This is a genomic window from Acidipropionibacterium timonense, from assembly GCF_900605005.1.
Taxonomy (GTDB): Bacteria; Actinomycetota; Actinomycetes; order Propionibacteriales; family Propionibacteriaceae; genus Cutibacterium; species Cutibacterium timonense.
On record NZ_LR027558.1, the window covers coordinates 786,978 to 809,824 of the forward strand.

20 protein-coding genes and 2 pseudogenes are annotated in these 22,847 nt (G+C 68.2%); 9 read left to right on the forward strand and 13 right to left on the reverse strand.

Translation table 11 applies throughout. The features are described 5' to 3' along the window. Positions 1-50 precede the first annotated feature (50 nt). Positions 51-1,091, reverse strand: a complete 1,041-nt coding sequence (locus E0E30_RS03765; RefSeq protein ID WP_167853875.1) for a nucleotidyl transferase AbiEii/AbiGii toxin family protein — start codon at positions 1,089-1,091, stop codon at positions 51-53. Then, positions 1,088-1,702 (reverse strand): type IV toxin-antitoxin system AbiEi family antitoxin domain-containing protein, encoded by a 615-nt coding sequence (locus E0E30_RS03770; protein ID WP_130865001.1) that lies wholly within the window; start codon positions 1,700-1,702, stop codon positions 1,088-1,090. Before E0E30_RS03770 ends, E0E30_RS03765 begins: the two co-directional genes overlap by 4 nt. Positions 1,703-1,831: 129 nt before the next feature. Here E0E30_RS03770 and E0E30_RS03775 point away from each other — a divergent pair, with 129 nt between their 5' ends. The 3 genes from E0E30_RS03775 to E0E30_RS03785 all read left to right on the forward strand — a co-directional run bounded on the left by E0E30_RS03775 (position 1,832) and on the right by E0E30_RS03785 (position 3,646). Next, positions 1,832-2,758, forward strand: a complete 927-nt coding sequence (locus E0E30_RS03775; RefSeq protein WP_130865000.1) for a hypothetical protein — start codon at positions 1,832-1,834, stop codon at positions 2,756-2,758. A gap of 6 nt (positions 2,759-2,764) precedes the next feature. After that, complete coding sequence (locus tag E0E30_RS03780) at positions 2,765-3,274, forward strand: hypothetical protein (RefSeq protein WP_130864999.1); 510 nt, start codon at positions 2,765-2,767, stop codon at positions 3,272-3,274. A gap of 111 nt (positions 3,275-3,385) precedes the next feature. Further along, entirely contained in the window at positions 3,386-3,646 is a 261-nt protein-coding gene (locus E0E30_RS03785) for a nitrilase-related carbon-nitrogen hydrolase (RefSeq protein WP_130864998.1), read from the forward strand. Here E0E30_RS03785 and E0E30_RS03790 read toward each other — a convergent pair. The 4 genes from E0E30_RS03790 to E0E30_RS03805 form a co-directional block, all read right to left on the reverse strand. After that, a complete protein-coding gene (locus E0E30_RS03790; protein WP_130864997.1) occupies positions 3,624-4,925 on the reverse strand; it encodes an ISL3 family transposase in 1,302 nt (433 codons plus the stop codon). The genes E0E30_RS03785 and E0E30_RS03790 overlap by 23 nt on opposite strands. 351 nt (positions 4,926-5,276) lie before the next feature. Next, positions 5,277-6,458: an AMP-binding protein gene (locus E0E30_RS03795; RefSeq protein WP_210115768.1), complete on the reverse strand. Its 1,182-nt coding sequence runs from the start codon at positions 6,456-6,458 to the stop codon at positions 5,277-5,279. 9 nt (positions 6,459-6,467) lie between these two features. Next, a complete protein-coding gene (locus E0E30_RS03800; protein ID WP_130865159.1) occupies positions 6,468-7,448 on the reverse strand; it encodes a 1,4-dihydroxy-2-naphthoyl-CoA synthase in 981 nt (326 codons plus the stop codon). Between the two features lie 35 nt (positions 7,449-7,483). Next, on the reverse strand, positions 7,484-8,011 hold the full coding sequence (locus E0E30_RS03805) for a rhomboid family intramembrane serine protease (protein ID WP_130866725.1): 528 nt from the start codon (positions 8,009-8,011) through the stop codon (positions 7,484-7,486). A gap of 197 nt (positions 8,012-8,208) precedes the next feature. Between E0E30_RS03805 and acs (E0E30_RS03810) the strand changes: the two genes are divergently transcribed. Then, positions 8,209-10,095 carry an acetate--CoA ligase gene (gene acs, locus E0E30_RS03810; RefSeq protein WP_130865160.1) on the forward strand — a complete coding sequence of 629 codons (1,887 nt, stop codon included), beginning with the start codon at positions 8,209-8,211 and terminating at the stop codon, positions 10,093-10,095. A 42-nt stretch (positions 10,096-10,137) separates the two neighbouring features. Continuing rightward, positions 10,138-12,027: an acetate--CoA ligase gene (gene acs / locus E0E30_RS03815; RefSeq protein WP_167853876.1), complete on the forward strand. Its 1,890-nt coding sequence runs from the start codon at positions 10,138-10,140 to the stop codon at positions 12,025-12,027. Positions 12,028-12,059: 32 nt separating this feature from the next. Here acs (E0E30_RS03815) and E0E30_RS03820 read toward each other — a convergent pair whose 3' ends face one another. The 6 genes from E0E30_RS03820 to E0E30_RS03840 are packed head-to-tail and all read right to left on the reverse strand — an operon-like array spanning position 12,060 to position 17,654. Next, positions 12,060-13,652, reverse strand: coding sequence for an ABC transporter permease (locus tag E0E30_RS03820; RefSeq protein WP_130865161.1), 1,593 nt, complete (start codon positions 13,650-13,652; stop codon positions 12,060-12,062). Further along, a complete protein-coding gene (locus E0E30_RS13975; protein ID WP_342588106.1) occupies positions 13,649-13,816 on the reverse strand; it encodes a hypothetical protein in 168 nt (55 codons plus the stop codon). The genes E0E30_RS03820 and E0E30_RS13975 overlap by 4 nt, the downstream gene beginning before the upstream one ends. After that, a complete protein-coding gene (locus E0E30_RS03825; RefSeq protein ID WP_342588107.1) occupies positions 13,813-14,544 on the reverse strand; it encodes an ABC transporter ATP-binding protein in 732 nt (243 codons plus the stop codon). Before E0E30_RS03825 ends, E0E30_RS13975 begins: the two co-directional genes overlap by 4 nt. 22 nt (positions 14,545-14,566) lie before the next feature. Beyond that, positions 14,567-15,400, reverse strand: coding sequence for a carbohydrate ABC transporter permease (locus E0E30_RS03830; RefSeq protein WP_130866727.1), 834 nt, complete (start codon positions 15,398-15,400; stop codon positions 14,567-14,569). A 2-nt stretch (positions 15,401-15,402) separates the two neighbouring features. Continuing rightward, complete coding sequence (locus tag E0E30_RS03835) at positions 15,403-16,359, reverse strand: carbohydrate ABC transporter permease (protein WP_167853877.1); 957 nt, start codon at positions 16,357-16,359, stop codon at positions 15,403-15,405. Continuing rightward, the gene (locus E0E30_RS03840) at positions 16,356-17,654 is read right to left on the reverse strand and encodes an ABC transporter substrate-binding protein (RefSeq protein WP_130865162.1); all 1,299 of its coding nucleotides are present in this window, start codon (positions 17,652-17,654) and stop codon (positions 16,356-16,358) included. The genes E0E30_RS03835 and E0E30_RS03840 overlap by 4 nt, the downstream gene beginning before the upstream one ends. An 84-nt stretch (positions 17,655-17,738) precedes the next feature. On the opposite strand from E0E30_RS03840, the gene hemW reads away from it, so the two are divergent. From hemW to E0E30_RS03860, 4 genes and pseudogenes are all read left to right on the forward strand, one after another. Next, entirely contained in the window at positions 17,739-18,920 is a 1,182-nt protein-coding gene (gene hemW / locus E0E30_RS03845) for a radical SAM family heme chaperone HemW (RefSeq protein WP_130865163.1), read from the forward strand. Then, a complete protein-coding gene (locus E0E30_RS03850) occupies positions 18,917-20,359 on the forward strand; it encodes a DUF2079 domain-containing protein (RefSeq protein ID WP_130865164.1) in 1,443 nt (480 codons plus the stop codon). The genes hemW and E0E30_RS03850 overlap by 4 nt, the downstream gene beginning before the upstream one ends. Before the next feature lie 19 nt (positions 20,360-20,378). After that, entirely contained in the window at positions 20,379-21,245 is an 867-nt protein-coding gene (locus E0E30_RS03855) for a DUF3097 domain-containing protein (protein ID WP_130866729.1), read from the forward strand. Next, positions 21,242-22,034: pseudogene (locus tag E0E30_RS03860) on the forward strand (inositol monophosphatase family protein). The gene E0E30_RS03855 and the pseudogene E0E30_RS03860 overlap by 4 nt, the downstream one beginning before the upstream one ends. Before the next feature lie 193 nt (positions 22,035-22,227). Here the strand turns inward: E0E30_RS03860 and E0E30_RS03865 are convergent. Further along, positions 22,228-22,839, reverse strand: a pseudogene (locus E0E30_RS03865) (MBL fold metallo-hydrolase); the annotation flags it as partial. Positions 22,840-22,847 lie beyond the last annotated feature (8 nt).

Genomic DNA, 22,847 nt, shown 5'->3' on the forward strand with positions numbered 1-22,847 from the left:
CCCACTACATCACCAGATCACTCCTGGAGACCGGAGGATTCAGACCCCGACTACACCCTGGATCCTGAAGAGCCTGACAACCCCCGACCTCGGCGGCGGACGTGTGTAGGTGGCTGGGTACGTGCGGTGCCATCGATGGTTGGAGCTTCGGGTGTCAGGCGTGACCGATGGGGGTCCAGTGGTAGCGCTGCGACATCATCGGGGATCGTGAAGGTGTCCCCGGTGACGGTGTGGTGGGCGGCCAGGGCGGGTCCGATCATTGCTTCGATGAGGGGTTTGGTCTGATCCCATGGTCCTACCTGGGTGCTGGCGTTGTAGGCCGCCATCTCGATCTCGGGGACGACGAGCCGGTCCGGGACGGTGATGGTGTTGAAGCTGTAGCTGGGTCGAGCGAGGACCCGGCCGAGGGCGTCGGTGACGTCGTGGGGGTCAGGATGAAGCCACGTCGCAATGAGGGCGAGATCGATGAGGTCGCGGCGGCGGGTCGACATGTTCCCCGAGTGCAGGGTGTACATGGCGGTGGTTTTCTCGGCGGTGTGTTCAGCCAAGGGGATGAGGGGGATCCGAGGCCAGTCGTCGAAGCGTGTGAGGTCGAGGCGCGGACGGAGACCGAGGACGTCGGGCGAGAACTCGAAGGCCGGTGTGAGAGCCACATCCAGGCCGATGTTAGGCATCTTGCGCCACTGGCCACGCCTGTCGGTGATGAACGGGGTGATCTTGGCGCGCAGGAGGTGTCTTGTCGGACCCACGGCGCTCCACCCGTCTCGCAGTTGGAACCGGAGACAGTCATCAATGGGTGTCGGCTGGCCGATCAGGGAGCGGATGTGTTCGACGGCGGCGTCCACGCTAGTGGCGAGGATCGTGGCATCAATGTCCTTGGTGAGTCGGGATTGGTGAGGTAGCCGCGCCATCATGGCCTGGCCACCTTTGAGGACGAACTGGTCGTGTGCACACAGCCGTGCTACGAGTCGTTGCATGACCCAGACGTGGACGGCGAACTGGCGCTCTTCTACGTTGTCGAACGTACGGGCGGACGCATCGGCCAGGGCTGCTCGTATGGCGTCACCGTCGCCATACGCGGGTCGGTTCATGCCACTTTCTCCAGGTAGTAGGGCAGGGATTCTTTGACGGCGTCGGGGCCCATGACCTCGCAGACGCGGTCGATGGTCCAGCCGTGTTCTTCGACGAGTTCGAGCATCCATCGGGAGCGGTGTTCACCGTCCATGAGACGCATGTGGCCCAGATCGTAGGTGGTGCGTTCGAGGGTGGTGACCGGTAGTCCGTCGATCCAGCACATGTCGTCGGGGCTCAGGCGATCGACGTGGACGGTGTATCGCTGAACGTGGCGCGAGGTGGGCCGGGTCAGGTGCGACTCCATGGGAAGGTCCCACGCCCCGTGGAACTCGGCAGCGGTGTAGTGAGAGAACACCCCCACCGGAATCGGGTCGTTCAGCTTCTCCTGCGTGAACATGGCTGGCTCCAACGACTCCCAGATGACACGGTGCCACCCGTGCATGGTGTCGAACAGCGCCGGCACGTAATAGACCCCCCTCTGCGCGACGGCCAGAATGGTGTCGTCGGCGAGCATCCTGGGGATGCTGGAGGGGTTGATGCCGTAGCGCAGGAGCTGCTGGCGGGTGACGACTCCGTCCTGGCGGGCAGCCAGGTCGACGGTACGGGCGTAGTCCTTGAGCGCCGTCATGACACCCCCTCTTTTGTCGGATATGGTAATAGTGTAGCCGGTTGGGGGTTGCTGGGTGTCATCTGGCCTTCGCGACTTTTTCAGTGGGCTGGGCGATGATGGAGGTAGTACCTTGATCTAGGAGCAGCCATGGGCCGACGAGTCCTCACGGTCACGGAGATGACCTTCCACCAGGCGCGGGTTCACAACGGTGAGACTCGGGCGCCCTCAGACCTCGACGGCGCGGATCTCCTTGAGGTGTTTCACGACTGGGTCACCGCCATTCCCGAGGAGGATCAGTCGTTCGCCAAGCAGCAGACCTACGTGCGTGTGGAATCTGTCATCCGAGTAGGAGCTCGTGTCGAGTTCCTCGATCTTCGTGTCGGATCGTATGGCGAGCCCGGTGAGGTGCGAGACATCAAGACCGGCACGGTCGTCCACACGATCACCGACGACGAAGCCCCGGTCGGCTCAAACCGCGCGTTGTTGTTCGTTCCTCTGGTTGGCGAACGCGCGTATTTCTTGGCTGAGGAATCTTCGAGGGGGTCCGCGGGTGGTCGAATCATGGCGATGTTCAAGCACCACTTCTCGACGACAATGGACACCGTCACCTTGGTCACGAGCAAGGCCGTCGAGGCAGAGAGCTGGCTGGAATTGGCGAACCTGACAGAGGTGGAGGTGCGCACGACTGGCAAGAGCGTGGACGTGGCCGACGGCCCTGACGTGAAGGTCGGACGTGTTTCGTACCTCGCACGGCCTGAGCGTGGACTGAAGTTCTTCCCGCGTCGGCTCCTTGGGCGACTCACTGATCAGGATGTTCTCAAGCAGATAGTCTCCGTGCAGGACCTCGACCCTTCGCACGAGGTCTATGTGACGATGCAGCAGGGGGGCCGCTCAAGGAAGTTCCTTCTCGGCGATGAGTCTGGCCCCGCCATCCGCGAGTTGCTGTCCGCTGCCGGGGACCCGCCGCTGCCCGACAACGAACTTATCAGCCGCTGCACTGATCGCGTGTCGAGGCTTCTTGAACGGCAGGGCGGCCAGTGGAATCCAATCTGGAGCAATCGGCCGAGGGAGTGATGCAGCATGGGAAAGTCATCGCTGTGGCGAGTCCCCGCTGACCATTTCCGTACGCTTTACGACTCCAGGACCAACAAACCCGACTGTCGAGCGTGGATTGCCCAGACGCTGGTGCCGGTCATGCTCGGCGTCGTATCTGGGGTCAGGGGTGCGACGTTGAAGGATGTCGGCGGGCCGGTCGCCGGTGTCTCAATCGTGGCCGGTCTGCTGTTCTCGATGTCGATCTTCCTCTTCCAGCTCCGCACGACGCTGAGCCAGGACAAGCGGTTAACAGAGACTGATTTCCGTTTGGTCGACGAGTGCATGGCCAACACGTTGTGGGCTATCGTCTGGGGCCTGGCGCTCACGCTCTACCTCGTGGTCATGGGCGCAGGCGAGTGGATGGACCGAGGCGTGCTCCGCACGACATGGACAGGCGTCGCCATCGCCGCAGGTACACACTTCCTAATCGTGATCATGATGTGCCTCAAACGGCTCCGACGGGCGTATGAGCGCATCGCGATGAAACGCCAATAGGTTTCGCGCAAGAATGGAGCCCTTGTTGCAGGCTTCGCGCGGCGCAGCTCTCTCGACGCTCCTGACGATCTCCTGGGCCCGGGCCGGGCTCTGTGTCCCGATGAGGTGTTCATGAACCTGGTCTTGCGGGGCCGCCGCGCTCGTGACGCTGTCCCAACAACGCGACCTTGCGTCGTCAGTATTGATCGAGTGGCCGGCAGCCAAGAGAACCGGGTGTTTGCTGTCGCAACGGACAAGCAGCTCGAGGCGTTCTGCGGGCATTCGATGATCGTCGACCCCCAGGGCACGGTGCTAGCTCGTTCCAGCCTGGACACCCGTTTGTCATCAAAGCCGAAGGGGCTCTTCCCAATCAACGGTGTAGTTGCTGCTTGAAGCCGCCGGTCTCGAGGAGGCTGCGGGCGATGTAGTGGGTGAGGTTGCGGAAGCCCAACGCGATGCCGCGTAGGTGCTCGAGTCGTCCGTTGATGGCCTCGGTTGGGCCGTTGGACGTGCTGGGACGGTCGAAGTAGGCCAGCACGTCCGCGGCGCGCTTGTTCAGCGTCCGGCCCAGTCGAGCGACCTCGGCAAGACCGGCCGGAACACCACGGGCCACGGAGGCGATCAGCGCGCTCATGGTGGCCTTCCCGGCAGTGCGGTCGGGGTCGCGGTAGGCGGCGATCATGCGCTGGTAGACGCTCCAGGTGACCTCGACCGCGACATGACGCTCATCGGCGAACAAGTCAGCCAGCCGGACCTTCTGGCGGTCGGTGAGCAGGTCGGCGCCGGTGTGCAGAGTGCGTCGGGCCCTGTACAGCGGGTCACCGGCGCGGCCCCGTCGGCCGAAGATGTCCTGCTGAGCGCGTTGTCGGCATTCGTCCAAGGCGTCGGCGGCCAGGTGGATCACGTGGAAGGGATCCATCACGGCCGTGACGTGCGGGATCTCCTCGACCACGGCCGTCTTGAACCCGGTGAACCCATCCATCGCGACGACCTCGACCTGTTCCCGCCACGCCTCGTCGCGGCTGGCGAGCCACGTCTTGAAGGCGGCCTTGGAACGCCCTTCAATCATGTCCAACAGCCGCGCAGAACCGGTCCCATCCCGCACACCGGTGAGGTCGATGATGACGGTCACGTACTTGTCCCCGCGGCGAGTGTGACGCCAGACGTGTTCGTCCACGCCGAGCACCTTGACGCCATCGAAACGGGTGTTATCGCTGATCAGGCGCCTGCGTCCTTCGTCCAGGACGGCGGTGTTGGCGGTGCCCCACGCCACCCCGAGCGCTTGCGCTACGCGACTCATCGACAGGTGTGCCACCACGAGTCCTTCGAGCGCCCAGGCCAGAGCTGTCTTGGTGAGCTTGCACCGTGGCGCTGCCGCGGCGTTGATGTCTTGGCGCCACACGTGCCCGCAGCCAGTGCAGCGGTAGCGACGCAGCCGGACCTGCAGAATCGTCGGGCGCCATCCCAGCGGAGCATGGGCCAGTTCCCGCACCGCGCAGTCGCGCACGCGCCCTTCGCAACCGCACCGTCGGCACCAGCGGTCATCGGCGACGACGCGGCAGGCCAGCACTGCCTTGTGCGGAAACAAACACTGACCGACTGCTTGTAGGCCCAGGTCATCCAGGCCGGTGACGGTGGTCAGGTCGGGGTCGCTGAAGGTAGCATCGAACACGTCGAGGTCTTTCGGATGGCTGTGTGAGAACTTCCATCCTCGGAAGACCTCGACGCCTATCCCGGCAGCGACACACCCACCCCGGCCCGCTCAGGTGAACACGGCACCTACACCCTCGTCTGGGAAGAGCCGATTATCCCTTGTGGGGGGTCTCCTTGGTGTTGATTCCGCAGCGCGCGGGGCGACTCGCACTGACTCGTTGGATAATTGTCATGTGAATCCTCCTTGGTTCACCCACAGCTGATTGCTGTCTGACGACAGAGTCTGCCAATGAGTACTGGGTGTCAAGTGCGGATGATGACGTGTCCGGATTGTGGACACACTGCATCCGGTTGGCCCTGCCGACCGAGGTCACCTGACCCAGGCAGCCCCCGACCGACGGGCCTCCTCGGCGATCCGACGGGCCTCGAGGCGGTCGACCTTCCCGGAGGCGAGCATCGGCAGTTCTGCCACCTCGGCGATGACCCGCGGGGCATGGCTGCGTCCCAGACGCCGCCCCACGAGCTCGCGCAGCGCCTCCGGCCCGCGCCAGCCCCGCCCCGGCACGACGACGGCGGTGACGACCTGGCCCCAGACGGCGTCGTCCAGGCCGAGGACCACGCCGTCGCGGACCATCCCGGTGGCGCGGATCTGGGCGAGCACCTGACCGGCGGCGATCTTGAGCCCCCCGGAATTGATGACGTCATCGACACGCCCGTCGATGACGAGGTGACCGTCCTGCCAGTGGCCGAGGTCCTGGGTGGCCAGCCACGGGCCGACCGGGCCCTCGTCGAGGTAACCGCTCATGAGCATCGGTCCGGACAGGAGCACCCGCCCGTCATCGAGCCTCACCTGCACCCCGTCCAGCGGGACGCCGTCGTAGACGCAGCCGCCGCAGGTCTCGCTCATGCCGTACGTCACCCGCACCGCAATCCCCAGCGCCCGCGCCCGCTCCACCAGGTCGGTCGAGGGTGCGGCGCCGCCGAGAAGCACGGCCGCGCACCCGGCCAGGGCCGCTGCGCCGTCCGGGTCGTCGAGGATGCGTACCAGCTGTGTCGGCACCAGGGAGATGGCCACCCGACCGTCCTCGTGCCGACCCAGGGCCTCGGTGACCGCCGAGGCCACCGACGGGCCGTCGACGTGTCCCTCGACGGTGACGACGTCGCGGCCGTCCCCGACCGCCCGGGCCACGACCTGCAGGCCCGCGATGTGGTGAGGCGGCAGGGCCAGCACCCAGGTGCAGGGCCCGCCGAGGCGCTCACCGGTCGCCACCGCCGAGGCGCGCAGCTGGGCGGCCGAGAGCCCGACGAGCCGCCCGGTCCCGGTCGTCGACCCGGAGGTGCGCACGACGAGCGACACCTGCGCAGGCAGCCACCTCACGCGGTTCTCGACGTCCTGGAGGACCGCCGGGGGCAACTCGTCGCCGCCGGCCGGGACGAGCACCGACGTCGCCCCGGCGAAGACCTCGGCCAACCGACCTGCGAGCCACTCGACGTCCTGGGCGGTCCGCTCGACGCGCACCACCCGCACCCGTGAGACCTCCGGGATCGCCACGACGCCGCCTCAGAAGTAGTAGGGGTAGTCGGACCAGTCAGGGGAACGCCGTTCGAGGAAGGCGTCGCGTCCCTCCTGGGCCTCCGGGGTCATGTACGCCATCCGGGTCGCCTCCCCGGCGAAGGCCTGCTGGCCGGCGATGCCGTCGTCGACCATGTTGAAGGCGTACTTGAGCATCCGGATGGCCTGGGGCGACTTGCCGGCGATGGTCAGACCCCACTCGATGGCGGTCTCCTCGAGCTGGGCGTGCGGCACGGCGCGATTGACGACCCCCCACCGTTCGGCCTCGACGGCGTCGTAGGTCTGCGCCAGGAAGAAGATCTCCCGGGCCCTCTTGTCACCGATCTGCCGGGCCAGCAGCGCCGAGCCGTAGCCGGCGTCGAAGGACCCGACGTTGGCGTCGACCTGCTTGAACCGGGCGTTTTCCACGCTCGCCACGGCCAGGTCCGCGACGACCATGAGGGAGTGCCCGCCGCCGGTCGTCCACCCCGGGATGGCGGCGATGATCGGCTTGGGAGTGGCCCGCATGAGCCGCTGCACCTCGAGGATGTGCAGCCGCCCCAGCCGACCCTTCTCGATCCGTTCCCGGCGGGCATCGGTGGCCAGGTCCTCGTCGCCGGCCTGCTCGCTCGTCTCGTACTGGTAGCCGGCGGCCCCGCGAATGCGCTGGTCGCCGCCCGAGCAGAAGGAGTACCCGCCGTCGCGGGGGGAGGGGCCGTTGCCGGTGAGGATGATCGCGGCGACGTCGGGGGAGCAGCGGGCGACGTCGAGGCAGCGGTACAGCTCGTCGACGGTGTGCGGCCGGAAGGCGTTGCGGATGGCGGGTCGGTCGAAGGCGATCCGCATGACCGGCAGGTCCTCGCCGGCCGGGACGCCGTCGACCTCGCCACGGGAGACGAGGCGGTGGAAGGTCATGTCGGACAGCTCGAGACCCATCTCGCGCCAGCGCGCAGGGTCGAAGGTGTCCGAGACGAAGGGGAGGCTGCTCACCCCCGCGAAGCTACCACCGACGCGCCCGTGACCGACTACCGACGGCGCTGGTCGCGGGTGAGCACGGAGGCCGCGATGACCCCGCCGACGGCCCCGCCCAGGTGCCCCTGCCACGACACCCCGGCCGTCCCGGGCAGCACTCCCCACAGCACCGAGCCGTAGATGAGGAAGACTATGACGGCCAGGACGATGTCGCCCAGTCGCCTCGTGAAGAGGCCCTTGACGAGGAGATAGGCCAACCACCCGAAGACGATCCCGGAGGCCCCCAGGGTCACGGTGCCCGGGGCGCTGCCGGCCCACGCCGCCAGGCCCGAACAGACCGTGATGACGAAGGCCGAGACGAGCCAGGTGCGGGTGCCCTCGACGAGGACGAGCCAGCCGAGGATGAACAGCGGCACGGAGTTACCGGCCAGGTGTGCCCAGCCGTAGTGGAGCCACGGGGCGGTGAAGATCTCCCACAGTCCCGACAGGCTCCACGAGTGGATACCGAACTCGTCGAGGGAGTTCCCCAGGGCGACGTCGAGGGCCTCGATGACCCACATGATGCCGACCACGGCGGCCATGACGAGGGCGGATCGTCCGGCAGGGTTGGTCCTCGTCACGGGGGCGGGGCGTCGGCGGTCGAGGGTGCTCATGGATCCAGTGTGCGGCCGTGCACAAGCGGGGGAGGAACTTGCCATGAAATGTTGTGAACTTCTTCACATTGGTGTCGAAGTTGTGGTTGCATCGTCCTCAACAACCGTCAGGTCGAGGAGGACTCATGAGTGACAACGAGGTGTTCGAACCGGCCCAGGAGATCGTCGACGAGGCCTGGGTCAGTGACTGGCAGGCCCTGGAGGAACAGGCCAAGGCCGATCCGGCCGGCTACTGGCAGGACCGTGCGCACGAGCTCGAGTGGTCCCAGCCCTGGGACGCCGTCCTCGACGACTCGAAGGCCCCCTTCTTCCAGTGGTTCACGGGAGCGCGGACGAACATCGTCACGAACGCCATCGACCGTCACCTGAGCACCGCCCGTCGCAACAAGCTGGCCCTCATCTGGGTCGGTGAGGACACCTCGAAGGTGCGCACGTTCAGCTACTTCGCCCTCAACCGTGAGGTCGAGAGGATGGCGAACATCCTCAAGGCCATGGGTGTCGTCAAGGGTGACATCGTCACCATCTACCTGCCGCGGATCCCCGAGATCTTCTTCGCCATGCTCGCCTGCGCCAAGATCGGCGCCGTCCACTCGGTCGTCTTCGCCGGGTACTCCTCGGAGGCCCTCAACGCCCGGATCGACGGGGCCGAGTCGAAGCTCGTCATCACCGCCGACGGGTCCTGGGTCAACGGGAAGGTCTTCCCGCTCAAGCAGATCGTCGACGAGGCCGTGAAGTTCTCGCCGACCGTCGAGAACGTCGTCGTCGTGCGCAACACGGGCAGCGAGGTCACCATGGACCCGACCCGGGACCACTGGTACGACGCCCTGTGCAAGCTGCCCATCGCCAAGGGACACTGCGACACCGTTCAGGTGGACGCCGAGGACCCGCTCTTCATCCTCTACACCTCCGGCTCCACCGGCAATCCCAAGGCCATCGTCCACACCCACGGCGGCTACCAGGTCGGCACGTACACGACCCTCAAGTACTGCTTCGACATCAAGGAGTCCGACCGCTGGTGGTGCACCGCCGACCCCGGCTGGATCACCGGTCACTCCTACCTCGTCTACGGACCGCTGCTCAACGGTGCCACCGTCTTCATGCACGAGGGCGGCCCGACCTTCCCCTACCCCGACGGTTGGTGGGAGCTCATCGAGCACTACGGCATCACCTCCTTCTACACCGCCCCGACGGCCATCCGTACCCTCATGCGGTTCGGTGACGCCTGGGTGCGCAAGCACGACCTGTCGAGCCTGCGCATCCTCGGAACCGTCGGCGAGCCCATCAACCCGGAGGCCTGGCGCTGGTTCCACCGCGTCGTCGGCAACGACCGGTGCCCCATCACCGACACCTGGTGGCAGACCGAGACCGGCATGTTCCAGATCACCACCGTGCCGTCCATGCCGCTCAAGCCGGGCTCGGCGGGCCGTCCGGTCTTCGGCCAGGAGGCGGCCATCGTCGACGAGGAGGGCAACGAGGTGCCCGACGGCACCGAGGGCTACCTCGTCCTCAAGAACCCGTGGCCGGCCATGATGCGTACCCTCTTCCACGACCCGGACCGGTACCTCAACACCTACTGGAGCAAGTACCCCGGCCTCTACCTCACCGGTGACTCCGCCCGGCGTGACGAGGACGGCTACTTCTGGATCATCGGGCGCACCGACGACGTCATCAAGGTCTCCGGGCACCGTCTGGGCACCGCCGAGATCGAGTCGGCGCTCATCAGCCATCCCGCGGTCGCCGAGGCCGCCGCGATCGGTCTGCCGCACGAGGTCAAGGGCAACGCCGTCCACGTCGCCGTCGTCCTCAACCGCGGCTTCGAGCCGAGCAAGCAGCTCGAGGCCGATCTGCGATCCCATGTCGCCGAGACCCTGTCTCCCATCGCCAAGCCCGACACCTTCGACTTCACCGAGAAGCTCCCCAAGACGAGGTCCGGGAAGATCATGCGCCGCGTCCTGCGGGCCCGAGCCCTCGGCCAGGACGAGGGCGACCTGTCGACCCTCGACAACGACTGACCCCATCCAACCCGACCCGACACACCGTCAAGGAGGACGATCATGACCGACACCACCCCCGACATCGTCGAGGCGCCCGATCCCGTCAAGGACGCGGCGAACGCCCCCGACTGGTCCGGCCTGCTTGAGGGAGCGGCCGAGGACTTCACCGGCTTCTGGGCCAAGGAGGCCGCCGAACTCGAGTGGTCCCAGCCCTGGGACAGCGTTCTCGACGACTCGAACGCGCCCTTCTTCAAGTGGTTCGACGGCGCCCGGACGAACATCGTCACCAACGCCATCGACCGGCACCTCACGACCGCCCGACGCAACAAGCTGGCCCTCATCTGGGTCGGTGAGGACACCTCGAAGGTGCGCACCTTCAGCTACTTCTCGCTCAACCGTGAGGTGGAGCAGATGGCGAACATCCTCAAGGCCATGGGTGTCGTCAAGGGTGACATCGTCACCATCTACCTGCCGCGGATCCCCGAACTCTTCTTCGCCATGCTCGCCTGCGCGAAGATCGGTGCGATCCATTCGGTCGTCTTCGCCGGGTACTCCTCGGAGGCCCTCAACGCGCGGATCGACGGGGCCGAGTCGAAGGTCGTCATCACCGTCGACGGATCGTGGATCAACGGGAAGGTCTTCCCGATGAAGCAGATCGTCGATGACGCGGTGAAGTTCTCGCCGACCGTCGAGAACGTCATCGTCGTCAAGAACACCGGCACCGAGGTCAGCATGGACCCGACCCGGGACCACTGGTACGACGCCCTGTGCAAGCTGCCCATCGCCAAGGGTCGCTGTGAGACGGTGCAGGTGGAGGCCGAGGACCCGCTCTTCATCCTCTACACCTCCGGCTCCACCGGAAAGCCCAAGGCGGTCGTCCACACCCACGGCGGCTACCAGGTGCACCTGTCGGCGACGATGAAGTACTGCATGGACATCCACGAGGAGGACCGGTGGTGGTGCACCGCCGACCCCGGCTGGATCACCGGCACCTCGTACGTCATCTACGCCCCGCTGCTGCGTGGTGCGACGACCTTCATGGCCGAGGGCAGCCCGGTCTACCCCTACCCGGACGTGTGGTGGGAGCTCATCGAGCACTACGGGATCAACGGCGTCTTCACCGCCCCGACCGCCATCCGTACCCTCATGCGGTTCGGTGACGCCTGGGTGCGCAAGCACGACCTGTCGAGCCTGCGGATCCTCATCAGCGCCGGTGAGCCGCTCAACCCGGAGGCCTGGCGCTGGTTCCACGACGTCGTCGGGGACGGCAGGTGCGCGGTCATCGACACGTGGTTCCAGACCGAGACCGGCGCGATGCAGCTCACCAGCGGCCCGACGATGCCCAAGAAGCCCGGTTCGGCCGGCCGGCCCATCCCCGGCCAGCAGGTTGCGGTCTTCGACGAGGAGGGCAAGGAGGTTCCTCCGGGCAAGGACGGCTTCCTCGTCCTCAAGAACCCGTGGCCCTCGATGCTGCGCACCCTCTTCCAGGAGCCGCAGCGCTACGTCGACACCTACTGGAGCAAGTACCCGGGGGTCTACCTCACCGGCGACTCCGCGAAGATCGACGAGGACGGCTACGTGTGGATCATCGGGCGCACCGACGACGTCATCAAGGTCTCCGGCCACCGCATCGGCACCGCCGAGGTCGAGGCCGCGGTGAACTCCCACCCGGCCGTCGCCGAGAGCGCGGCGATCGGCCTGCCGCACGAGGTCAAGGGCAATGCCATCCATATGGTCGTCGTCCTCAACCGCGGCTTCGAGCCGAGCAAGGACCTCATTGGTGACATCCGGGCGCACGTCGCCGAGACCCTCTCGCCGATCGCCAAGCCCGACACCATCGAGTTCGTCGAGAAGCTGCCGAAGACCCGGTCGGGCAAGATCATGCGCCGCGTCCTCAAGGCGCGGGCGCTGGGACAGGACGAAGGTGACCTCTCGACCCTCGAGGACTGAGCGACGGCGGACGGCCGGGGCGCTCCGGGTGCTCAGGCGGGCACGTCCCGCCGACGCCACCCGAGCACCCCGGCCGCCCCGAGCACGAGCGCCACGGCGGACTCGACGAGGAACGGCCTCCAGTCCATGACGTCCCGCGGCGGCACGGCCAGGTGACCGAAGGGCTGGAGCCGTTGCGCCCATCCCGGCAGCCCGAGGACCGGACCGAGCCAGGCGGCGGCGATGGTCCACCCGACGACGACCCAGGCCAGCGGCACGAGTCGTGGGGCGCAGCCCACGAGGAAGGCCGTCAACCCGACGAGCAGCCACACCCCCGGCAGCAGCGCCGCGGCCGCACCGAGGTAGCGCGCCACGGAGCCCCAGTCGCCGGAGGACGACGCACTGCTGAGCGGCACGGCAGCCCCGGCGGCCACCAGGGTGATGCTCGTGGCGACGAGGGCGACGCCGAGCTGGCCGAGGATGAGCCGGGTGCGGGGCAGTGTCGTCGCCAGGAGCGGCTCCACCCGCCCGGCCGTCTCCTCGGACCGCAGTCGGGCGACGAGGGTCACCGCCATGACGAGGAGGATCGATCCGATGATCGACAACATGGCGATGTCCGAGGCGATGGTGACGTCGTCGGACCCGCCCATGGCCTCGAGCATCCGGGCCATCGCCGGGTTGGACCTCATCGTCGAGGAGGCCTGCTCGAGGATCGACCCGGTGCCCAGGGCAGCCACCGTCGTGCCGAGGAACCAGCCGAGCACCAAACCACGCTCCAGCCGCCAGCTCAGGGCCGGCCCGACCGTCAGCCGGGACCGGTCCGGGCCGGGACGGGGCTGACGCAGACCCGAGCCGTGGTCGCGTCGGGACTCCAGGACGACGGCCAGGCCGGCCAGGGCGACGAACCACAGCAGCGGCACGAGGAACACCCACCACCGGTCGCCGGCCCACGGCCGGGCGAGGAGCGGCCACTCCAGGGGGATGACCCAGCGCAGGCGGTCGACCGAGGACGTCGTCCCCTGCGCGTCGACCCCCATCCGGGCCAGGAAGAGACCGCCGTAGACGAGCCCGAGGCACCAGCCGCGGGCCGAGCGGGCGGTGCCGAAGAGCTGCGCGCACACGAGGGCCGGGCCGGCCATGACGAGACCGCCCGCGGCGATCGATGCTCCCGCCGCCCACGACCCGGCCCAGCCCAGCCCGGCGGCACCGGCCAGGACGGCACTGAGCACGCCGATGGCCAGGCTGCCGATGACGGCCTCGAGGGCGGCGGCGAGCAGCGGTGCGTGCGGCGACACGACGCCGGCCCGCAGCATCTCGGCGCGCCCGGCGTCCTCCTCGACGCGGGTGGCGCGGATGACGAGGAAGCCGACGGCCAGGGCTGCCATGAGCGCGGTGAACCCGCCGACCCGCCAGTAGACGAACCCGCCCGTGGAGGCCACCGAGAAGGCCGGGCCGAGCAGGCCGAGCATCGACGGGCTCGACGTGATGGGAGCCAGGGTGACCTGCGGGTCGGCCCCGACCGGGACGAGGTCGTGATACTTCGAGGCGGTCAACGGCATGAGGAACACCAGGGCCAGGGCCCACAGCGCCCACACGAGCCCGTCACGACGCCGTGCCAACCGCAGCACGACGCCCACTCCGGTCATCGAGGGGCCCGGTCGTACTGCTCGAGGAAGAGGTCCTCGAGGCTCGGCGGATTCGAGGTGAGCGAGCGCACCCCGCGGGCCGTGAGGGCCTCGAGGAACTCACCGAGGTGCTCGGGCGTCACGTGGGCGCTCACCCGGGTGCCGTCGACGAGGACCTCGCTCACGCCGGGAATCTCGAGGTGACCCAGGGTCGGTCGAGGACGGCGTCGACCCGCAGGCTGTGCAGGGACCGCAGGTGCTCGAGCGATCCGGACTCGACCGCTCGGCCGTCGCGGATGATCGTCACCTCGTCGCAGAGCTGCTCGACCTCCGAGAGGATGTGGCTCGACAACAGGACGCTGCGGCCGGGCCGCTCGGCGATGAAGCGGCGCACCTGCTCGGCGAAGACCCGCTCCATGAGGGGGTCGAGGCCGCTCGTCGGCTCGTCGAGGACGAGCAGGTCGACGTCGGCCGCCAGGGCCGCGACGAGGGCCACCTTCTGCCGGTTGCCCTTGGAGTAGCTGCGGGCGCGCTTGCGGGTGTCGAGGTCGAAGAGCTCGACCAACTCGGCCCGTCGGGTCTCGTCGATGCCGCCGTGGGCGCGCGCCAACAGATCGATGACCTGGCCCCCGGTGAGTCCGGGCCACAGGGTGACGTCCCCGGGAACGTAGGCCAGACGCCGGTGCAACTCGGCGGCGTCGGCCCACGGGTCGGCCCCGAAGAGCCGCGCGGTTCCCGCATCGGGTCGCAGCAGCCCGAGCAGGATGCGGATCGTCGTCGACTTGCCGGCACCGTTGGGGCCGAGGAAACCGTGGACGGAACCCTCCTCGACGCGCAGGTCGAGGTGGTCGAGGGCGCGGGTGCGCCCGAAGGTCTTGACGAGCCCGCTGATGTCGATGAGGGCGTCACTCATCGTCGTCTCCTTCGGTGGAGGATCAGTCGAGCCCCGAGGTCTCGACTCCCTGCACAAGGTACCGCTGGAGGAAGAGGAAGACGATGACGACCGGCACGACGGCGACGAGCGCGCCGGCGAAGAGCTGGGCGTAGTCGACACCCTGGCTCGTCATGAACCGGCTCAAGGTGAGCTGGACCGTCCGGGTGTTGTCGCGGGCCACGAGCAGCGGCCAGAGGAAGGCGTTCCAGGCGCCGATGAAGGTGATCGTCGAGACCGCCCCGATGATGCCCATGGAGTTCGGCACGACGATCCGCCACATCGTCGTCCACGGGTTGGCCCCGTCGAGGTTGGCGGCCTCCTCGAGTTCCCTGGGGAACTCCAGGAGCGAGGCCCGGAAGAGATAGGTGGCGAAGGCCGAGAAGGCCATGGGGATGATCAGCCCGCGATAGCTGTCGATCCAGCCGAGCTGGCTGGTCATGATGAAGCTCGGCACGAAGGTCACGGCGGTCGGCACCATGAGGGTGAGCACGGTGAGCTTGAGGATGACGTTGGCCAGTCGGTTCCTGAACCGGGCCAGACCGTAGCCGGCCATGAAGCTCACGAGGACCGTGAGGAGTGTCTGGCCGATCGACTGGATCGCCGAGTGGACCATGGCGCCGGCCAGGTCGAGGTCCGGGTCGGCGAAGAGGTCGCGGAGCACCGACAGGTGCAGGTTGTCGGGGATCCACGTCCAGGTCGCGGCGACGAAGGCCTCGTCGCTGGTGAACGCGTCGCGGAAGATGACGTAGAAGGGCAGGAGGAACAGCAGCGCCAGCATGAACAGCCCGGCGACCTTGACAGCGTGCAGGGGGCGGCCACGTCGGCCCTGGACCATGCTCATGAGGCGCTCCGATCGCCACGGTTCGTCAGCCAGTTCTGCGCCAGCCCGAAGACGACGATGACGGCGGTGAGGATGACGGTGCCGGCTCCGCCGACGCCGAGGTCCTGCTGGGAGCCGCCGACGCTCACCATGTACAGGTGGACCAGCGGTGGCCGGGCGTAGGGCGGGTACCCGCCGGCCGTCGAGAGCATGTTGAAGAACTCGTCGAAGGCCTGGAAGGCGCCGATGAGCAGGAGCATGAGGACGGCGGCGCTCGTGCCGCGCAGCTGGGGGAGGGTGACGTACCGCAGGGTCCGCCAGCGCCCGGCGCCGTCGATCGCGGCGGCCTCGTAGGTGTCGGTGGGGATGCGGTTGAGCCCGGCGATGAGGAGGATCATGTAGTAGCCCACCTGGAGCCACAACCGCAGCGAGACGATGGCCACCCAGTACCAGGACCCGACTCCGCCGAGCCAGTTGACGTCCTGCCCGCCGAACCGGCGCAGCAGCGAGTTGATGAGACCGAACCGGGCACCGTTGAAGAAGCTCAGCCGCCACACCATCGACGCGACGACGTAGGAACAGGCGGTCGGGATGAAGAAGGCCGACCGGAAGAACGCCCTCAGGTGCGTGACGTTGTCGAGGGCCAGCGCCAGGGCCAGGGAGCACACATAGGTGAGCGGAACGATGAGGGCGGCGAAGGCGACGAAGGTGAGCATCGAGTTGCGGAACAACTGGTCCGACAGGAGGTACTCGTAGTTCGCCAGGCCGACGAATCTCGTCGGGCGCAGGGTGGCGCGGGCGTCGAAGAACGACAGGTACGCGCTCCAGATGATGGGGACGTAGACGAAGACGAGGAGCCCCACGAGGAACGGGGCGACGAAGAGGGCGAACCACAGGTTGCGACCCTGGTGCCCGCGGACCCGGCGCCACAGCGTCGGGCTCGCGCTCGTCCTCGCGGGGCTCGTCGTGCTCACTTCTTGATGCGCTTCAGCTCGGTCTGGGCGGTCTTCTGGAAGGCGGTGAACGCCGTCTTGGGGTCGGCACCCTTGGCGACGACGTTGGTGAGGGCCGCCGTGTAGGCGTCCGAGATGGTGCTGGTCCAGAAGAGGTCGGTGGCCTTGCCGTACTTGTCGACGAACTCGGCGGCCTCCTTGCCCGCGCCGTCGGCGATCTGGGTGCACTGGGGCACCAGGGACGACTGGGACGGGATGTGGGTGCCGTACGAGTTGGCGAAGTCGATCTGCTTGTCGGTCTGGTCGACCCACAGCCACTTGTTGTACGCCTTCGCGGCATCGACGGCGTTGTTCGCCCCCTTGGCGGCGACGCAGGAGCCGTAAGCGCCGAAGGGGACGGCCTGCTTGCCGGAGGTGCCGATGGCCGGGAAGGGGAGGACGTCGAAGTCGTCGGACCACTTCTTCTTGATGTCATTGAGCGACCACAGGCCGCCCCACTGCATCGCCGTCTCGCCGTTGACGAAGGCCGAGCCGTCGTACCAGTCCTTCGAGGCGCTCTGGAGGAGGTTGCCCGACTTGTAGAAGTCACGGAAGGAGGTGACAGCGGTGAAGAACGCGTCCTCGAGGAAGCCGATGTCGGTGCGGTCGGAGTTCAACTGGTCGAGGCCGGAGGCCCAGATGAGCATGTTGCTCAGCACCCCGATGCCGCCGTCGTTGCCGGCGAAGAAACCGCCCATGTCCTTGGTCTTGACGGCCTTGGCGGCCTCGACGAGCTCGGCGAAGGTCTTCGGCGGGTTGACCTTGGCCTTCTCGAGGAGCGACTTGCGGTAGTAGAGGAGCTGCATGTCGACGACCTGCGGGATGGCGTAGATCTTGCCCTCGTAGGTCATCCGGTCGAGGACCGGCTTGGAGAACTTGTCCTTGGCGTCGCCGAGGGTGTCGGTGAGGTCGACGACCTGGCCCTGCTGGATCATGTCGAGGGTCGCGCCGTACTCGGACTCGAAGACGTCGGGAATGCCGCTGCCCGACAGGAGGGTCGTGGCCAGCAGCTTCATGTAGTCGGTGCCCGGGGTCCACTTGACGGTGACCTGGGCGTCCTTGTAGTCCTTCGCGTAGCGGTTGACGGCCTGCTGGACCCCCTTCTCGCCATACTCGTGGTACCACTGGGTGATCTTGGCCGAGGCGCCGGCCGAACCGGAGGCCGAGGACTTCGATCCGGTGTCGACACCGCCGGAGTTGGAGCCGCAGGCGCTGAGGACGGCGGCAGCGGCGATGCCGGTCATGCCGCCCATGAGGTGACGTCGAGAGATGTTCATGACCGAAAGACTATGGTGTCGGCGCGTGTTCCGGAGCGGGTCCGGCCGCCTGTGACCGAATCGTGACCGGTTGAGGGGAGTTCCATGACCGTCGAGTTCGCCCGGGGCGTGCTGCCGGACGACCTCCCGGCTTGCGCCGGGGGCCCATGGGGGGTGTACGTCCACGTCCCGTTCTGCGCCAGCCGGTGCGGCTACTGCGATTTCAACACCTATGTGCTGGCCTCCATGGGGCCTGACGCCGTCGCCGACTACCTCCGTTCCGCGCATCGCGAACTCGACCTCGCGGCGTCCAGGATGGGAGACGCCGTACCGCAAGTTGGGACGATCTTCGTCGGTGGGGGGACGCCGACGATGCTCACCCCAGCCCAGCTCGGGTCGCTCGTCGGCCACATCGCGGACCTGTGGGGCCTGGCCCCGGGAGCCGAGGTGACGACCGAGGCCAACCCCGAGACCCTTTCCGAGCCGGTCCTGGTCGGGCTCCTCGAGGCCGGCGTCAACCGGCTGTCGATGGGGATGCAGTCGGCCGACCGGTCCGTGCTGCGGGTCCTCGATCGCGTCCACACCCCGGGACGGGCCGTGGAGATGGCGCTGGCAGCCCGGAAGGTCGGCTTCGACGACGTCTCCCTCGACCTCATCTTCGGCGCTCCCGGGGAGACCCTCGACTCCTGGCGGAGGACCCTGGGGACGACCCTCGAGGCCGAGCCCGACCATGTGAGCGCCTACTCGCTCATCGTCGAGGAGGGCACCCGGCTGGCCGCCCGGATTCGACGCGGGGAGCTGCCGATGACCGACGAGGACGACCTGGCCGACAAGTACCTCCTGGCCGAGGAGGTGCTCACCGACGCCGGGCTGGCCAACTACGAGGTCTCGAACTGGGCGCGGCCGGGCCATCGCAGCGAGCACAACCTCGGCTACTGGCTCGGTCGGGACTGGTGGGGCGTGGGTCCCGGAGCGCACTCCCACGTCAACGGTCTGCGCTGGTGGAACCACAAGCGTCCGGCACGCTACGCCGAGCTCCTTGACGCCGGCCTCCTGCCGGTCGAGGACGGGGAGCGGCTCACCGCCGAGCAGCGCCATGAGGAGACGGTGCTGCTGGCGCTGCGACTGGCCGAGGGGCTGCCCCTGGCCGAGCTCACCGACGTCGAGCAGAACCGTGCCGCCCGCGTCGTCACCGATGGTCTGGGTGCCGTCCAGGGGGGACGGTTGCGGCTCAATCTGCGCGGGCGTCTGCTGGCCGACCGGATCATCACGGAGTTGCTGGCATGACCCGGCGAGTCGTCGACGTGCTGGGGACGGCGCTGCTGGCGACCCTCTACGCCGCCTACAGCGTGCAGCGACACGCGACGTTCGTGACCGGCGGCCACGACCTGGGCATCTTCGACCAGGCGCTGCGGCACGTCAGCCGCGGGCAACCGCCGCTGTCGCCGGTCAAGGGAGTCGGCTTCGACCTGCTGGGCGACCACTTCCACCCGCTGCTCGGTGTCCTCGCGCCGCTGTACTGGTGGTGGGACGACCCCCGGGTGCTGCTGGTCGCCCAGGCCGTCATCGTCGCCGCGGCCGCTCCCGTACTCGTCCGCATCGTGCAGCGACGACTGGACCCGACGGTGGCGAGGGTGCTGGTGGCCCTCGTCATGGTGTCGTGGCCGATCCAGGGGCTCATCGACTTCGACGTCCACGAGGTGTGCCTCGCGGTCCCACTGCTGTGCCTGGCCTTCGATGCCCTCGACACGCGAGCGGCAGGGCGGTTCCTCTGCTGGTGTGCCCTGCTGCTGGGGGTGCGCGAGGACATGGGTCTGGTGGTGGGCCTGCTGGGAGCGGTGTGGCTGGTGGAGGCCCGGCACTGTGGCCGCCGGAGACTGCTCCCGGGGGTGGCGGCACTGGTGCTCGGTCCGGTCGCCATGGTCGTCGTGACGACCGTCGTCATCCCCGCCCATTCGTCGTCGGGATTCGCCTACTGGAACTTCGGTGGCCTCGCCGACACTCCCCGAGCCCTCGTCATCACGGTGCTCACGCACCCTCTGCGCGCCCTGGGGCTGCTCGTCGACGCCCCCGCCAAGCGACTGACCCTGGCGCTCCTCACGGCACCGCTGGCGGGGGCGTTCCTGGCCTCTCCCCGGTTCCTCGTGTGCTTGCCGTTGGTCGTCGAACGGTTCTGGGCGAGCCGGACGACCCTGTGGCGGCCGCAGTTCCACTACAACAGTGCGGTCTTCGTCATCCTCGTCATCGCCGCGGTCGACGCTCTCGGTCGGGTGTCTGCGAGGTGGCGTCGCATCGGCGGACGGATCATCACGGCGACCCTGGCCGTCACCCTCGTCGTGGCGCCGGTCGTCTCGGCCGCGAGCTCGCCGTTCACCCTTGTTCCCGGACGGATGGGTGAACTCGGTTCGACACGAGTGCAGGCTCTGCGCCGGGCCGTCTCGCTGGTGCCGGCGCAGACCTGCGTCGTCGCCGACAACCGCGTCGTGCCCCACCTCACCGTCACGAACCGTGCCACGGTGCCGGGAACACCCAGCCCTCGGGCCGACTACGTCGTCCTCGACCTCGGCCGGGACGAGACCGGCAACTCCCTGGGCTCGCCCGGGGCCGTCCTCGGTTCCTACCTCGTGCAGGGGTACCGCATGGTCCTCGACGAGTCGGGAGTCGTCGTCCTGCAACGTCCGGGGGCGCGCCAGGACGCGACGCGCTGTGGGCCGCTCGCGCCCTGACCACGGGCGCGGTCCTAGGCTGTCCAAGGTGACCGACCGCTACTCCCACGACGTCCTGGCCAAGGGCTGGCAGCGAGCCAGCCGCCCGACGAGCACCGATGTGCCACTGGAACTCGGGATGGTCGTCGAGGACCCGAGTTCGGGCTTCGTCGGGGCCGTCGTCAGGTGGGAGAACGGGCTGGTCGTCCTCGAGGATCGCCATGACAGGCGTCGATCCTTCCCGGTGGGCCCCGGCTTCTGGCTCGACGGCAAGCCGGTGAGCCTGCGCATCCCGCCGCGGCAGGGGTCGGCCCGGGCCAGCCACACCGCCTCGGGATCGCGGGTGGGTGAGCAACCCGAGGAGGCGCGCACCGCCCTGCCCAGCCGGATCTATGTCGAGGGGCGGCACGACGCCGAGCTCGTCGAGAAGATCTGGGGCGACGACCTGCGTCACGTCGGCGTCGTCGTCGAGTACATGGGTGGCATGGACGACCTCGTCGGCATCGTCGCGCAGTTCCGGCCCGGCCCGGGGCACCGACTCGGGGTGCTCGTCGACCACCTCGTCGCCGGCACCAAGGAGTCGCGGGTGGCCGCCGAGGTACGTCGAGGTGGGTACGGCGACTTCGTCATGATCACCGGGCACCGCTTCATCGACGTCTGGCAAGCCATCAAGCCCGAGCGGATCGACCGCAAGGAGTGGCCGCAGGTACCCCTCGACGAGGACTTCAAGCTCGGCACCCTCAAGCGCCTCGGCCTGCCGCACGAGACCCAGGGTGACGTCGGTCGGGCCTGGCAGGCGATCCTCGCCCGGGTGCGCGACTGGCACGACCTCGACCCGAGGTTCAACACCGAGATGGAGAAACTCATCGACTTCGTCACCGCCGACCACCTCGAGGAGCTCTCATGAGCACGGCCGACATCCCGACCCGGCAGGTTTCCGCATTCATCCGCGACGTGTCGGCCCCGGGTCATCGACCCGCGGTTCCGTCGCCTCGAGGAGAGTCAGATCCACGAGAAGAAGCCCGGCGACCTCGTCACCGACGCCGACCGCCAGGCTGAAGCGGAGCTTGCCCGCCAGCTCACCGCAGCCGGCGGCGGGATCGTCGTCGGGGAGGAGTCGGTCTTCGTCGATGACGCGGTGCTCGCGCAGTTGCCGACCGCCGACCTGGTCTGGGTCATCGACCCCATCGACGGGACGAGGAACTTCGTCCGTGGATCGGCCGATCACGCCGTCATGGTGGCCGAGGTGCGCTCCGGGGTGACGACGAGGTCATGGATCTGGCAGCCCCAACTGGGGCACCTGTGGATCGCCGAGCGGGGGAGGGGCCTCACCTGCGACGGCGTGCCGGTGCGACACGGGTCGTCGTCCGGGGTGGTCCATGCCGTGACGACCCTGCCGCGGCGTCAGACCGATGGACCGGCGCTGTCCTGGGGGCCGGCGCACTCGTGCTGTGGGGTCGACTACCCGATGGTGTGTCGCGGTGAGCAGGAGGCTGTCGTGTGGTTCCACCCCAACCCGTGGGACCACCTGCCCGGGGCGCTCATGGTCGTCGAGAGTGGCGGGGTCGTGCGCGGGGTCGACGGCGTCGACTACACCGCCTCGCACCGGCGGGACGACGGCCCGGTCATCGCCGCGGTCGACGAACGGGCCTGGCAGCTCGTCGCCTCCGCCCTGTTCTCGGCCACCGCCTTCTAACTCACCGCTGGGACAGTGGCAGCAGGCCCTTGCGGGTGATCCCGCGGGCGGTGAGCTGGTCGGCGATCGCCGGCACCCAGTCGGTGACCGTCGCCGGGGAGAAGGGCAGGTCGTCGGCGTCGAGCACGGTGGTCGGGACCTGGCCGCGCTCCATGGCGTCACGGACCCGGCTGACGACGTCCCAGATGGCATTGCGCTGGGCCATGACCCCCTGGGCATCGGTCGGATCACCATGCCCGGGGACGAAGAGCCCCTTGCCGTCGGTGAGGTTCATGACGGTGTCCAGCGCCCCGGCCCAGCTCCAGAAGTCCGTCGTGTCGTCGGCCTGCGGGTCCCCGGAGGTTTCGAGCAGGTCACCGACGAGGATGACCTCGTCCGCGGCCACCCGCACGACGAGGTCACCGTCGGTGTGCCCGGCCCCGGGGTGGACGACCTCGGCTGCGACGTCACCCAGGTCGAGGTACGCCATGAGCGAGATGGGGTGGGTGACCTCGACCCCAGCGGCGTCGAGGGCGTCCGCGCAGTGCTCCGCGGCGCGTCGGTGCATCCAGGACGGGGCGTCGAGGCCGCCGAGTCCACCGACGTGGTCGTCGTGGTGATGGGTGAGGACGATCCGGTCGACCGGACGCCCCAGGGCCCGCGCGGCCGCCATGGCCAGCTCGGTGCCCTGCTGCGGCGTCGATCCGGTGTCGACGAGCAGGACGTGCTGCGACCCGATGACCAAGCCGCAGGTGACCCCGTGGGGCTCCACACGTGTGGTCCACACATGGGCGGTGAGCGGGGTCCAGTGCAGGGTGCTCGTCATGTCGGTCA